This window comes from Pseudomonas sp. 1L-C-7-B-C1, assembly GCF_057291635.1.
On the sequence record NZ_JBXAWH010000001.1, the window covers coordinates 471016 to 483271 of the forward strand.

The following is a 12256-nucleotide window of genomic DNA, read 5'->3' on the forward strand; positions in this document are numbered from 1 at the left end:
CCATGATCCGACTTGAAAATATCCTGACCCCTGGCCGTTCACTCGTGAACGTGCCAGGCGGCAGCAAAAAAGCCGTACTCCAAAGCATCGCCAAAATGATCGGCACGCAAGTGCCTGATCTGGATGAGCAGGTCGTGTTTGAAAGCCTCATTGCCCGTGAAAAGCTCGGTTCCACCGGATTCGGTAATGGCATCGCCATTCCCCACTGTCGGCTGAAGGGCTGTTCAACGCCTGTTAGCGCCGTACTCCATCTGGAAAAGCCCATCGATTTCGACGCCATCGACGGCGCACCGGTTGACCTGCTGTTTGTGCTGCTGGTCCCGGAAGCGGCCACTGATGCTCATCTGGAACTCCTGCGCCAGATCGCCAGCATGCTCGACCGTGACGATGCGCGTAAGCGCCTGCGCGGCGCCAAAACCGACGAAGAGCTCTACAACGTCGTGCTCGACGTCCAGAACGGTCACTGACCATGCGCATGATCATCGTCAGCGGCCGCTCCGGCTCCGGCAAGAGCACGGCCCTTGATGTCCTTGAAGACAGCGGTTTCTACTGCGTCGACAATCTGCCTGCCGGCCTGCTACCGGAGCTGGCCGAACGCGCGCTGATCAACAGCGAACTGGCTGAGCCGCTGCTAGCGGTCTCGATCGACGCACGCAACCTGCCCAGTCACCTGACGCGATTTCCGCGCATGCTCGCCGAGGTGCGCGCCCGGCACATCCAGTGCGACGTGCTGTTCCTCGATGCAGATGAACCTACCCTGCTCAAGCGTTTTTCCGAGACCCGTCGCCGTCATCCGCTGAGCACGGCGACGCGCTCGCTGGCCGAAGCGATCCGTGACGAGAAAACCCTGCTGGGTCCGATCATCGATCTGGCTGATCTGACGGTCGACACCACGCACCTGAATCTCTATCAGTTGCGCGACATCCTCAAATTGCGCCTGCTGAACAAACCCGAGCCGGGCACTGCCTTCCTCATCGAATCCTTTGGCTTCAAGCGTGGCATGCCCGTTGACGCCGATCTGGTGTTCGACGTGCGCTGCCTGCCGAACCCGTACTGGAAGCCCGAACTGCGTGAGCAGTCGGGCCTCGACAAGCCGGTGGCCGATTACCTCGCCGCTCAACCGGACGTCGAGGAAATGTTCCAGGACATCTTTTCGTACCTCAACAAGTGGTTGCCGCGCTTCGCCGCCAGCAATCGCGCCTACGTCACGATTGCCATTGGCTGCACCGGCGGACACCACCGCTCTGTCTACCTGACTGAACGTCTGGGTCAGGTGCTGCAGCAATCGCTCAAGAATGTTCAGGTCCGCCACCGCGACCTAAGCTGAAAGGACCTCCCTCGCGATGCCCGCTCTAGAAATCACCATCATCAACAAGCTGGGTCTGCACGCCCGGGCCGCCGCCAAATTCGTGGGTGTCGCCGGCAAGTACCCGTGTCAGATCAGGGTCGGCCGCACGCCGGAAACCATGGTCGATGGCAAAAGCATCATGGCCGTCATGATGCTCGCCGCCGGCAAGGGCACCCTGATCCACCTGGCCACCGAAGGTGACGAAGCCGATGCCGCCCTGGCCGGGCTGGTAGAACTGATCAACAACAAGTTTGACGAAGGCGAATAAGCCTTACCGCTGCACGACGCTTTCCTTCCCCGTCAGAGATGATCGATGCCACTGACAGCCATGCCTCCATTAGCGCGAGGGATCAGATCAGGGTCCGAGAAGATGCTGATGCTGGGCAGCGCCCTGGCGGTGGGAGCCATCCTGGCCATCGTCACCTGGTTATTGTTTCGGGAGCTGGGCACCGCCAACGAAGCCGCCGTGCGCTCGGCGAACAACGTGGTTCAGTTGATCGATGCGGATGTGCAGCGTAACGCCGAGTTGTACGACACCTCTCTTCAGGGCCTGATCGCTGCATGGCGACGACCCGATGTCATGACGATTTCGCCGGAGTTACGGCAGTTGGTGCTGTTCGACCGGGCTACGGCCGCGCCCTACAAGGGCGATCTGGTGCTGCTCGATGAGACCGGGCGCATCGTCGCCGATTCCACTTCTCTGACGCCTCGGCTGGACAACTTTTCCGATCGGCCAGGCTTTCAAAAACACCGGGAGAGCAGCTCGCTGGCGCTGGTGGTAGATGGACCGTTCCTGTCGCGCTGGGGCTTCAAGGACCTGTGCATCAGTTTCAGTCGGCGTCTCCCCTCCGACACCGGCCAGTTCGTCGGCATCGCCAGTGCATCAATGCGCCTGTCGTATTTTAACCAGCTGTTTCGCACGCTGGACATCGGCCCCACCAGCACCGTCAACTTGCTCAGCGCAGATGGCGTGCTGCTCGCCCGCCAACCCGATGAAAACAATCGCACCTTTGTCGGCCAGAACTTCAGTATGCGCCCCAACTTCAAACGCATCCTGGACGAGGTCAACGGCAGCTTTGCCGCCGTGTCCGAACTCGACGGCGCCAAGCGGCTGTACACGTTCTCACGGGTCGGGGATCTGCCATTGATCGTCGTGGTCGCTCAATCCCAAGATGATGTCTACGCCGTGTGGAAGCGCAATGCCCTGCTTGTGGCGGGCGCCACCGGTTTGCTGTGTATCGGCATCCTTTCGCTGTCGTGGCTGTTGGGTCGCCAACTGCGCCTGCGCCAGAACGCCGAGCGCGAACTGGCTGGCCTGGCGTCCACTGATGGGCTGACGGGTTTGGCCAATCGCCGCAAGCTGGATCAGGCGCTCGCCCAGGAATGGGCGCGCGGAATACGGTCAGGGCGACCTTTGGCACTCCTGATGATCGACGTAGACCACTTCAAGGCGTTCAATGACCGCCATGGGCATCATGGCGGCGACGTCGCCTTGCGCAGTGTTGCCCAGACGCTGGCTGCCAGCATTCGCAGGCCGGGTGACCTGGCCGCGCGCTACGGCGGTGAGGAATTCATGGTAGTGCTACCGGAGACCGACAAGGCAGGTGCCTGCGTTATCGCAGAAAAGCTGCGTCTGGCAATCGAAGCGCTGCCGCCGTTCGCCAATGACACAGCGCCCATCACCGTGAGCATCGGCGTCGCCACGCATCTGCCGGTGACCCACGACTTGCCAGGGGCGCTGTTTCAAGCCGCTGACCGGGCTCTGTACCGCGCCAAAAGAAATGGCAGAAATCGGGTAGAAGTCGGAGCGTACGACCCGCCTTCCACCGAACTGCAGACATAAAAAAACGCCAGACTGGCTGGCGTTTTTTCGAACCTACTGCAAATTACTTGTTGGCAGCACGAACGGTGTCACGCAGGGCTTTGACCTTGTCGTGGTTCGCTTGCACGCCCTGCAGCTGACGCTGGATCAGGGTGGTCACATTGACTGGCAGTTTCTTCTCAGTCGCTTCCTGTGCGGCTTTTTTGTAAGCCTTCAGGGCTTGGTCTTCGCCCCTTTCGACTTCGTTCAGGACCGCTTCGTCGTTCTTGCCGCTCAAAGCGCTTTTCAGGTTGACCCAAAGACGGTGTGCGCCGCCAGCGATGCTGGACGAATCTTCTGGGTTACCGCCCAGAGCACGGACTTCAGCCTGAAGTTCGGCGACGGAAGTCTTGCAGCCGGAAGAACGCGAAAGCAGGTAAGCCTTGATTTCCGGGTTCTTGGCGTCTTCAGCGGCAGTGTGAAAACCTTTCTCACCGTCAATGCTGGTCTCGATCAAGTCATTCAGAATAGAGATGGCTTCTTTGTTGATATCCGACATTTTGCGGTTCCTTTCTGGCAGGTTTATCAAAGGTTTAGTTAATGAAACACTCGATAGAGGGGATATTGCATTGTGCATGCCAGCTTTTTACGGCAGGAAATAACTATATTTTTCAATGGGTTAACAATATCAAGCGACAGTTGCGCCGCGCTTTATGCATGATCTGTGTGTTTGAGCAATTGCAGAATGCACGTATCTTTCAGGTTCACTCGAACGGATAAGCGGTTTCTGAATGAATCCAGAAAAACTCAAGCTGTTGGTCACCCGCGACATGCCGTTCGGCAAGTATCAAGGTCGGTTGCTGGCAGATCTGCCTGGGGACTACCTGAACTGGTTCGCCCGCCAGGGATTTCCCGCCGGGGAACTGGGCAGCCTGCTGGCACTCATGCACGAGATTGATCACAACGGTCTCTCGGCACTGCTGGACCCCCTGCGCACCCGACCTCGCGAGCCTTTGCGTCCAGGTCCCTCAAAAGCCCCGATACGCTTCAACTAAACGTCCATTGATAAAAGCGAGCCGCGTGATGAACAGCACTGCATACGCAATAACGGATTTGGCGGATGAACAGGCTCGGGACGAAGGGTTCTGGCAGCAGGTCGCGGCGCAGTACGACGTGGAGCCTGGGCCGGTCAATTTCGAATACGGCTATTTTGGCCGCATGACCCGCGCGGCACTCAAGGATTACGAGCAGAACCTCGCTTACGTCAATCGCAGCAACTCGGTCTACGTGCGGCAGAAGTTCGATACCGACGACAGCGAGATCATTCGCGCCGACCTTGCCGATCTGCTGAACGTACCCGTCCGCGAAGTCGCCCTCACCCGTTCCGCCTCGGAGTCGGTGCAAGCGCTGATTCGCAACTACAACGGGCTCGTGGCAGGCGACCAGGTGCTGGTCAGCGACCTGGATTACAACAGCGTACAGACCGGCATGCGCTGGCTGGCGAAAAACCGTGGCGTGGAAGTGATTGAGGTCACTCATCAGCACCCTGCGAGCCATGATGCGCTGCTGCAAACTTACCGCGACGCCTTTGCCGCACATCCACGGCTCAAGCTGGTGGCGCTGACTTACGTCACCCACCGGACCGGGCTGGTAATGCCGGTGAAGGCCATCGCCGAGCTGGCCAACGCCCACGGCATCGAGGTCATTCTGGATGGCGCCCATGCCTTGGGCCTGCTGGATTTCGAACTGGCTGACCTTGGCGTGTCGTTCGCCGGCTTCAACCTGCAGAAATGGATTGGCGCGCCGCTGAGCCTGGGCTTCATTTATGTGAAGCAGGACCGCCTGAGCGCCATCGATCCCGACATGGCAGACGAGCGCTACGGTGCGGACGACATCCTTGGGCGCGTGCCTTACGGGACGCCGAATATTCCGGCATTGATGACCCTGCCCAAAGTATTCGCCGAGCATCGCGCCATGGGCGGCGCACCGGCCAAAGGCGCACGTTTGGCCTACCTGCGAGACCTGTGGGTGACTCAAGCGCGCACCATCGATGGCATCGACGTGTTGACCCCAGACGACCCCAGGCTTTATTGCGGCATCACGTCTTTCCGGTTCAGCCGTCACGCGGATCAGGAACTCATGGTCAAGCGACTGCTCGATGAGTACGGTATTTTTGCGGTGACGCGGGAAGGCGCGGCCTGCGGGACGTGTATTCGTATCACGCCGGGATTCACCACGTCGGCAAAGGACGTTGACCAGTTGGTGGCAGCACTCCGGGCGCTGGCTTAGGCTCTGCTCCCGAGTGGCTGCGCCGGATCAAAGCCTTCGGTAAGCCCGCGGAAAAAAAGACGGCGCCTCCATGACGAAGGCGCCGTAAATCCATCGAGAAACGAACTACAAAGGAGCGGCAAAGATAAACGCTGCTGCCTGGGCCTGTGCGGTACATATGTATTGCGTATAAACAGCGCAAAAAAAACGGCGTTCCCGACCAAGGAACACCGTAAAAAAGCCATGCAACAACGACTTCTGCAGCAACGCCCCAAGGGGCGCCATAAACGGATCATGCTCGGCAGTTAACCAGCCCCCACTTGAACGGAGGCTGTCTAAGCGTGCGCATGACCGGCGAATCCTGAATCAGTCGAACAACGCGATCGCTTCGGCAGTGGCGTCGGTAATCCGCTGCCAGTCGCCGTTCTTCACCCACGCGTTATCGATCATCCATGTGCCACCGACGCACATCACGTTGGGCAGCGCCATGTAGTTTTTCAGGTTGGCCGCACTGACGCCGCCGGTTGGGCAGAAGCGCACTTCCGGGAATGGGCCTCCCAGCGCTTTGATTGCACCGACACCGCCACTGATTTCCGCCGGAAACAGCTTGAAGCGACGATAGCCCAGCGCGTAACCGATCATGATTTCCGAAGCGCTACTGATGCCTGGCAGCAGCGGCAATTCGCTTAGTGCGGCGGCTTCAAGCAGGTCTTGAGTGCTGCCCGGGGTGACGATGAACTGTGAACCCGCTTCCTCGGCCGCCTTGAGCATGTGGCGGTCGAGAATGGTGCCGGCGCCAACGCTCAGCTCTGGACGCGCGTCACGCAGCATGCGAATGGCTTTGAGGCCGAACTCGGAGCGCAGGGTAATTTCCAGCGCATTCAGGCCGCCAGCCGCCAGGGCATCGGCCAGCGGCAGGACATCCTGTTCGCGGGCAATGGTAATGACCGGCAGAATCTTCGCTTTTGCGCAGAGTGCGTCGATCTGGGCAATCTTGCTCGCCATGCTATTCAACGGCTGTTTCACTTGGGTATTTTCCATGGCGGCTGATCCTTTGCTTATGGGCACCAGTAGATCTCTAGAGACGGGTTGAGGAACGCGCGCACCGGCATTTCGGCAAGGTCATTACCTGCCAGTGCAGCGCGCAATGTGTCGAGTTTGGCCTGGCCGGAAACGGACAGAATGGTGGTCGCTGCCGATGCCAGTACCGGACGTGTCAGGGTCAAGCGCTGATGCGGGACGGTCGGCGCGAGCATGGGCAGGCAGCGACGCTCGCTATTGAGGTCCAGCGCTTCCTTCAGATGCGGACTGTCGGGGAACAGCGACGCGGTGTGGCCGTCGTCGCCCATCCCCAGAATGAGCACGTCGATGTTCGGCAGCGCCTTGAGCGCTTCGTCCGTTGCAGCCGCGGCTTCATCCACTGTCGTGGTCGCACGGTACAGGCTAAAGAACTTCGCCTCGGCCGCCGGGCCCTGAAGCAGGAAACGCTTGAGCAGGCCTTCGTTGCTGTCGGCGTGCTCGGTCGGTACCCAACGCTCGTCGGCCAGGCTCACGCAGACTTTCGACCACTCGAGCGGCTTCTGCGCCAGCGCCTTGAAAAACGCCACCGGACTTTTGCCGCCCGACACCACCAACGTGGCCGTGCCGTGGGGGTTGCCTGAAATCGCGGCCGTCAGTCGCTCGGCCACCTGATCAGCCAGCGCGTTCGCCAGCACTTCGGGGCTACCAAATTCGTGGGCCTTCAGGCCCGCCGGAAATTCAAGTTCACATATCGCCATACCAGGACCTCCCGTCACGCGTAATAAGAGCAATGGAGCTCATCGGCCCCCAGGAACCGGCTGGGTAAGGCTTGGGCGCATCGCCCGCCTTTTTCCAGCCAGCGATCAACTGGTCACACCATTGCCAGGCGTATTCAATTTCGTCTTTGCGGACAAACAGGTTCTGATTGCCACGCATGACCTCCAGCAACAACCGCTCATAGGCGTCCGGCACGCGGGCGCTGCGGTAGGCGTCGGAGAAGCTCAGTTGCAGAGGGTTGCTGCGCAGCTGCATGCCCTTGTCCAGCCCCTGGTCCTTGGTCATCACTTGCAGCGAGATGCCTTCATCGGGCTGCAGGCGGATGATCAGTCGGTTGCTGATCTGCAAGCGCTGCTCTGGGGCGAAGATGTAATGCGGCGGCTCTTTGAAGTGGATCACGATCTGCGACAGCTTCTGCGGCATGCGCTTGCCGGTACGCAGGTAGAACGGCACGCCCGACCAGCGCCAGTTACGGATGTCGGCACGAATGGCGACGAAGGTTTCCGTGTCGCTCTGGGTATTGGAGTTTTCTTCCTCCAGATAGCCCGGCACCGGCTTGCCCTCGCTGTAGCCGGCGATGTACTGACCACGCACCACCTGCGTGGCCAGACGCTCCGGGGTGAACGGCGCCAGTGCCTTGAGCACTTTCACCTTCTCGTCACGGATGCTGTCGGCGGACAGGTCGCTGGGCGGGTCCATCGCGATCAGGCACAGCAGCTGCAGCAGGTGATTCTGGATCATGTCGCGCAGCTGACCGGCCTGGTCGAAATAGCCCCAACGCCCTTCGATGCCGACCTTTTCCGCCACGGTGATTTCCACGTGGGAGATGTGGTTCTGGTTCCACTGCGTCTCGAACAGGCTGTTGGCAAACCGCAGGGCAATGAGGTTCTGCACCGTGTCCTTGCCCAGGTAGTGGTCGATCCGGTAAATGCGGGTTTCAGGCAGGAACTTGGCAACGGCATCGTTCACCCGGCGCGACGACGCGAGGTCGTGGCCGATGGGTTTTTCCAATACGGCGCGGGTGCGATCTGTCAGGCCGACCAGTGCAAGGTTTTCGCAGATGGCGCCATAGACCGACGCCGGGGTCGCGAAGTAGGCAATCATGGTCGGCGCGTCGCCCACGGCCTCGGCGAGCGCGACGTAATCCTCGCCCTTGAGAAAGTCAACGTGCAGGTAACTCAGGCGGGCCTGAAAACGCTCCACGTGTTCGGTCTCAAGCTGCGCCTCGGGGACGAAGCGACGCAGGCTTTTATCGATGTAGGCCAGGTGCTCCTCAGGAGTGCCGGGCTCACGGGCCAACGCAATAATTCGGGTCTCGGCATGCAGCAGTCCAGCTCGGTCAAGCTGGTACAACGCAGGAAACAGTTTGCGTACCGCCAGGTCACCCAAGGCGCCAAACAACGCAAAAGTGCACGGTTCAACCGTAATTGAGAGCATAATGTTGGTTCTTTTATCAAGTTAAGCTACAAATACCTTTTTTAAAGGCGTTACTCAAGGCCGAATGTAGTAATAACCACAACATTCCCACCAGAACCACATTAGAGTGGTGATCACCACAGGCCCTCAGTACGATAGGCCACCTTTGCGACAGGCTAAAGGCCAAATTCCCACTCTTCAAATAAAGGCCTGTCCACCGGCCCGTCGCCGTTTCATCAGAAGGACAAACAATGGACCGCGTACGCAATCTTCTGGAGCAGATCCAGAGTCGTCTGGAAGAGCTGAACAAGGCCGAGCGCAAGGTCGCCGAGGCGATTCTGAGCAATCCGCAGCAGGCCACCCGCTTCAGCATCGCTGCGCTGGCACAGGCCGCGAAAGTCAGTGAACCGACGGTCAACCGCTTCTGCCGCTCATTCGACGTCAGCGGCTATCCGGAGCTGAAGTTGCAGCTGGCCCAGAGCCTGGCCAGCGGCGCCGCCTACGTCAGCCGCGCGGTGGAAGCCGATGACAACCCGGAAGCCTACACCCGCAAGATTTTCGGCAGCGCCATCGCGTCCCTCGACAGCGTGTGTCAGGTGCTTGATCCCAACCTGATCAGCAAAGCGGTCGACTTGTTGATTCAGGCGCGGCAGATCCACTTCTTCGGCCTCGGGGCTTCGGCGCCGGTGGCACTGGATGCGCAGCATAAATTCTTCCGCTTCAATCTCGCTGTCACCGCCCACGCCGACGTGCTGGTGCAGCGCATGCTCGCCTCGGTCGCGCACACCGGCGAGCTGTTCGTGATCATTTCCTACACCGGGCGCACCCGCGAGCTGGTGGAAGTGGCGCGGATCGCCCGGGAGAACGGCGCGTCAGTGCTGGGCCTCACCGCCGCCGACTCGCCGCTGGCAAAGGCCAGCACGCTGAGCCTGAACATCCCGCTGCCCGAAGACACCGACATCTATATGCCCATGACGTCGAGGATCGTCCAGCTGACGGTGCTGGATGTGCTGGCAACGGGCATGACCCTGCGTCGGGGCGTCGACTTCCAGCCACACCTGCGCAAGATCAAGGAAAGCCTGAACGCGAGCCGGTATCCCGCGGACGATGAGTTGAATTGAGGGAACGCCTCCTTGGCAGGCGATCCCCGCCTCCACACTCAGTGAACCAGAGTGGCCTGCAGGCTCAGACTGGCGTGCTGCCCGGGCGCCAGGCTGAGGCAATCATCAACACCTGACGCCGCCTCGACGCGCAAGAAGCCCATGGCTTCATCGCCACCCACACCGAGCAAGGGTCGGCTGCCGGGATGCCAGACCACCGTGCTGTCGCTGTCTCCGGTGTCGATGCACAGACGCCGCTGCCAGGTGTCATCCTGTAGCTCAAGCAGTCCCGCATGCTCGAATACCCGCTGACAACTGCCTTGGACCCGTAGCTCGCCCCGCTGCTCGCAGGCACTGCGGCTGAGTTCATCGTAGCCGTGGGCACCGTCGAGCCCTTGGAGTGCAACATCTGCCACGTCGCTGATGCGCCAATAGGCGTGCAAGCCATGGCCGAAGTGGCAAGGCTCGCTGTCGTCGTGACGCGTTTCAAGGCGCAGGTCCATCGCCTGCCCCAGCTCAGCGAAGAGCTCGGCCTGCCAGTCCCACAATCTGAGCTGCCAGCGCAAGGTCACTCCCAGCGCGTGTTCATGGCTTTCAACCAGTTTCCAGTCGAGCAGCCGGCCCCAGCCATTCGCCGGCCAGCCACTCTCCCCCGGATGACGCCCGACCCAGGGCCAACTGACCGGCACGCCGCCGCGGATCGCACCGACCAGAGGCCAATGGGCAGCACACCACAACCACGGCTTCTGCCCGGCAGGTTCGAAATGCAGGAGTTGAGCGCCCTGCCGACTGAACACGGCCTGGCACTGGGCATGGTTGATCACCAGCACATCGCGCTGTTGGTAGCGTTCCCACTGAAAAGTCGGTTGCGGTCGCACCGAAGTGAAAAAACGCTGAAGAGGATGCTCGGTTGAGCCGGAATCCCTGAAGGGCATCGTGGTAGCACTCCAGATTGCGGTCACTCGTCACACGAGAAAAAATGCTCCGAATACGGAGCCATTGCTGCGGAATAAATAGCGGAAAAAAAACGGGCAGCCAGGCTGCCCGTAAAGCACACACGACCCTTGATCGTTTGTGGAGCGCGGAGGAGCGTCCGCTTTAACTTAGAACTTCGACTGAATCTTGATACCGGCAACCAGTGCGTTCTGAACGTCGTCCACACCGCCCGGGCTCTTCACGTACTGCAGGTTGGGACGCACGGTCAGCCAGTCGGTTACGTGCACGCCGTAGTAGATTTCCGAGTTATATTCGGTCTTCTGGATCGGCAGGTAGCCTGGGTTGTCGTAGTCTTCGATACCGTTGACGGCGTTGACCAGACGACGGTTGTCCTGGGCATCATCGTTCACGTGGATACGTGCGACGCCGATACCGATGTCATCCTTCGGACGTGCATCGAACGGGCCTTTGTAGACGAAGCCGACCTGCTGGTAGTTGTCGACGAAGTTGGTGGCTTTGTCATGCACAGTCGCGTTGGCGAAAATACTCAGACCACGGGATGCGTCGCCGTTGTGCGCGGTCAGCTGTTGCTGAGCCACGACCCACCAGCCGTGCTTGTCTTTGTGAGACTTGAAGTCACCGCCGGCAGTCGCCTGCGGCTGGCCGTTTTCGTTCTCGTAGAGATCGTCGGCGCTCGGATTGCTCACGTAGTAGCCCAGACGGTATTCGCCTGGCAGCGAGTTGACGCTTGGCGACCACACCACTTCAACCGGTACGACGGTGCCTTTCGAGCCGCTGCCGCTGAGCTTGAAGCTGTTGCCGGTTTCGAGGTACGAAGGGTTCTGCTCGTAGACACCGATCTGGGCGAACAACTCAGGCGTGATGTTGTACTTCACGCGTGCAGCCCACTGGCTGACCGGCCAGTTGTACCAGGTGTTTACGTAGTTACCGACTTGCGAGCCGCAGAACGACAGGTTCTGGAAGTCGCAAGGGAAGCTGTTGAAGTCTTCGCCTTCGCCGAAACGGCCGACCTTGATGTCCAGCTTGCCGTCGAAGTACTTCTGCTTGACCCACATCTGGGTCAGACGCCAGGTCTGGCCACGGCCCCAGACTTCCTGGGAGGAACTGAGCGTGCCGGCACGCGGATCGCCGATACGGTCGTTGGAAATGTTGTTGCCACTACGCTCGGTGATCGCGAGCTTGAACTCTGCGTCGTGCCAGCCGAGGATTTTTTGCAGGTCCATCTGTACGCCAAACGCAAACTGGTCGCTGTAGCGGCCGGTTCTGTCGTCGTTGTAACCACCGTTGAGGTTGGAGGCGGCTTCGCCTACATACTCGATCGGAAAGTCGTAACCCTTGTCATACAGCTCTTGACGCAGACCACCCCAGTCACCGGTCATGTGCTCGCTGGCTTTGAAAGGCTCCATTGCAGACGCCGTTCCGGAAATCGTCAACGCGCTCAGGACAGACAACCCACCGATCAGCTGAAACTGGTTAAGCGACTTGTTACGTACCTTTTTCATCCCTTGGATCCTCGTTTTATTGTTATTAGCTTTTGAACAGCGTTGTAACCACGTACATCGTGTGCAT

General features: G+C 59.8%; 13 protein-coding genes. 7 read left to right on the forward strand and 6 right to left on the reverse strand.

Annotated features, from left to right (window positions below; all coding sequences use genetic code 11):
- Positions 1-2 precede the first annotated feature (2 nt).
- From ptsN to AC0Z8Z_RS02150, 4 genes are read left to right on the forward strand one after another with little or no spacing between them, the layout of a single operon-like run.
- Entirely contained in the window at positions 3-467 is a 465-nt protein-coding gene (gene ptsN / locus AC0Z8Z_RS02135) for a PTS IIA-like nitrogen regulatory protein PtsN (RefSeq protein ID WP_172609603.1), read from the forward strand.
- 2 nt (positions 468-469) lie between these two features.
- Positions 470-1327, forward strand: a complete 858-nt coding sequence (gene rapZ, locus AC0Z8Z_RS02140) for an RNase adapter RapZ (protein WP_122535903.1) — start codon at positions 470-472, stop codon at positions 1325-1327.
- Between the two features lie 16 nt (positions 1328-1343).
- Positions 1344-1616, forward strand: coding sequence for an HPr family phosphocarrier protein (locus AC0Z8Z_RS02145; protein ID WP_122535902.1), 273 nt, complete (start codon positions 1344-1346; stop codon positions 1614-1616).
- A 45-nt stretch (positions 1617-1661) separates the two neighbouring features.
- On the forward strand, positions 1662-3191 hold the full coding sequence (locus AC0Z8Z_RS02150; protein WP_485617640.1) for a sensor domain-containing diguanylate cyclase: 1530 nt from the start codon (positions 1662-1664) through the stop codon (positions 3189-3191).
- A 43-nt stretch (positions 3192-3234) separates the two neighbouring features.
- Here the strand turns inward: AC0Z8Z_RS02150 and AC0Z8Z_RS02155 are convergent, their stop codons facing one another.
- A complete protein-coding gene (locus AC0Z8Z_RS02155) occupies positions 3235-3708 on the reverse strand; it encodes a PA2169 family four-helix-bundle protein (RefSeq protein WP_485617641.1) in 474 nt (157 codons plus the stop codon).
- Between the two features lie 232 nt (positions 3709-3940).
- Between AC0Z8Z_RS02155 and AC0Z8Z_RS02160 the strand changes: the two genes are divergently transcribed.
- A complete protein-coding gene (locus tag AC0Z8Z_RS02160; RefSeq protein ID WP_122535899.1) occupies positions 3941-4204 on the forward strand; it encodes a DUF3820 family protein in 264 nt (87 codons plus the stop codon).
- 28 nt (positions 4205-4232) lie between these two features.
- The gene (locus AC0Z8Z_RS02165) at positions 4233-5438 is read left to right on the forward strand and encodes an aminotransferase class V-fold PLP-dependent enzyme (protein WP_485617644.1); all 1206 of its coding nucleotides are present in this window, start codon (positions 4233-4235) and stop codon (positions 5436-5438) included.
- A gap of 345 nt (positions 5439-5783) precedes the next feature.
- Here AC0Z8Z_RS02165 and AC0Z8Z_RS02170 read toward each other — a convergent pair whose 3' ends face one another.
- Genes AC0Z8Z_RS02170 through zwf form a run of 3 tightly spaced genes read right to left on the reverse strand, consistent with a single transcriptional unit; the run spans position 5784 to position 8651 of the window.
- Positions 5784-6458, reverse strand: a complete 675-nt coding sequence (locus tag AC0Z8Z_RS02170; protein ID WP_065992060.1) for a bifunctional 4-hydroxy-2-oxoglutarate aldolase/2-dehydro-3-deoxy-phosphogluconate aldolase — start codon at positions 6456-6458, stop codon at positions 5784-5786.
- Positions 6459-6475: 17 nt separating this feature from the next.
- Entirely contained in the window at positions 6476-7195 is a 720-nt protein-coding gene (gene pgl / locus AC0Z8Z_RS02175) for a 6-phosphogluconolactonase (RefSeq protein ID WP_485617646.1), read from the reverse strand.
- Positions 7182-8651: a glucose-6-phosphate dehydrogenase gene (gene zwf, locus AC0Z8Z_RS02180; RefSeq protein WP_122535895.1), complete on the reverse strand. Its 1470-nt coding sequence runs from the start codon at positions 8649-8651 to the stop codon at positions 7182-7184. Before zwf ends, pgl begins: the two co-directional genes overlap by 14 nt.
- Before the next feature lie 230 nt (positions 8652-8881).
- Here zwf and AC0Z8Z_RS02185 point away from each other — a divergent pair, with 230 nt between their 5' ends.
- Positions 8882-9751 (forward strand): MurR/RpiR family transcriptional regulator, encoded by an 870-nt coding sequence (locus tag AC0Z8Z_RS02185; protein ID WP_065992054.1) that lies wholly within the window; start codon positions 8882-8884, stop codon positions 9749-9751.
- A gap of 38 nt (positions 9752-9789) precedes the next feature.
- Here AC0Z8Z_RS02185 and AC0Z8Z_RS02190 read toward each other — a convergent pair whose 3' ends face one another.
- Together AC0Z8Z_RS02190 and AC0Z8Z_RS02195 are read right to left on the reverse strand one after the other, a co-directional pair.
- Positions 9790-10665 (reverse strand): aldose epimerase family protein, encoded by an 876-nt coding sequence (locus tag AC0Z8Z_RS02190; protein ID WP_485617647.1) that lies wholly within the window; start codon positions 10663-10665, stop codon positions 9790-9792.
- 168 nt (positions 10666-10833) lie between these two features.
- Entirely contained in the window at positions 10834-12189 is a 1356-nt protein-coding gene (locus AC0Z8Z_RS02195) for a carbohydrate porin (protein WP_122535893.1), read from the reverse strand.
- Between the last annotated feature and the right edge of the window lie 67 nt (positions 12190-12256).

Coding starts and splice junctions, on each gene's coding strand:
- pgl (WP_485617646.1), bottom strand. CDS start 7,195: ATGGCGATATGTGAACTTGAATTTCCGGCGGGCCTGAAGGCCCACGAA.
- AC0Z8Z_RS02195 (WP_122535893.1), bottom strand. CDS start 12,189: ATGAAAAAGGTACGTAACAAGTCGCTTAACCAGTTTCAGCTGATCGGT.
- AC0Z8Z_RS02160 (WP_122535899.1), top strand. CDS start 3,941: ATGAATCCAGAAAAACTCAAGCTGTTGGTCACCCGCGACATGCCGTTC.
- zwf (WP_122535895.1), bottom strand. CDS start 8,651: ATGCTCTCAATTACGGTTGAACCGTGCACTTTTGCGTTGTTTGGCGCC.
- AC0Z8Z_RS02185 (WP_065992054.1), top strand. CDS start 8,882: ATGGACCGCGTACGCAATCTTCTGGAGCAGATCCAGAGTCGTCTGGAA.
- ptsN (WP_172609603.1), top strand. CDS start 3: ATGATCCGACTTGAAAATATCCTGACCCCTGGCCGTTCACTCGTGAAC.
- AC0Z8Z_RS02150 (WP_485617640.1), top strand. CDS start 1,662: ATGCCACTGACAGCCATGCCTCCATTAGCGCGAGGGATCAGATCAGGG.
- AC0Z8Z_RS02155 (WP_485617641.1), bottom strand. CDS start 3,708: ATGTCGGATATCAACAAAGAAGCCATCTCTATTCTGAATGACTTGATC.
- rapZ (WP_122535903.1), top strand. CDS start 470: ATGCGCATGATCATCGTCAGCGGCCGCTCCGGCTCCGGCAAGAGCACG.
- AC0Z8Z_RS02145 (WP_122535902.1), top strand. CDS start 1,344: ATGCCCGCTCTAGAAATCACCATCATCAACAAGCTGGGTCTGCACGCC.
- AC0Z8Z_RS02165 (WP_485617644.1), top strand. CDS start 4,233: ATGAACAGCACTGCATACGCAATAACGGATTTGGCGGATGAACAGGCT.
- AC0Z8Z_RS02170 (WP_065992060.1), bottom strand. CDS start 6,458: ATGGAAAATACCCAAGTGAAACAGCCGTTGAATAGCATGGCGAGCAAG.
- AC0Z8Z_RS02190 (WP_485617647.1), bottom strand. CDS start 10,665: ATGCCCTTCAGGGATTCCGGCTCAACCGAGCATCCTCTTCAGCGTTTT.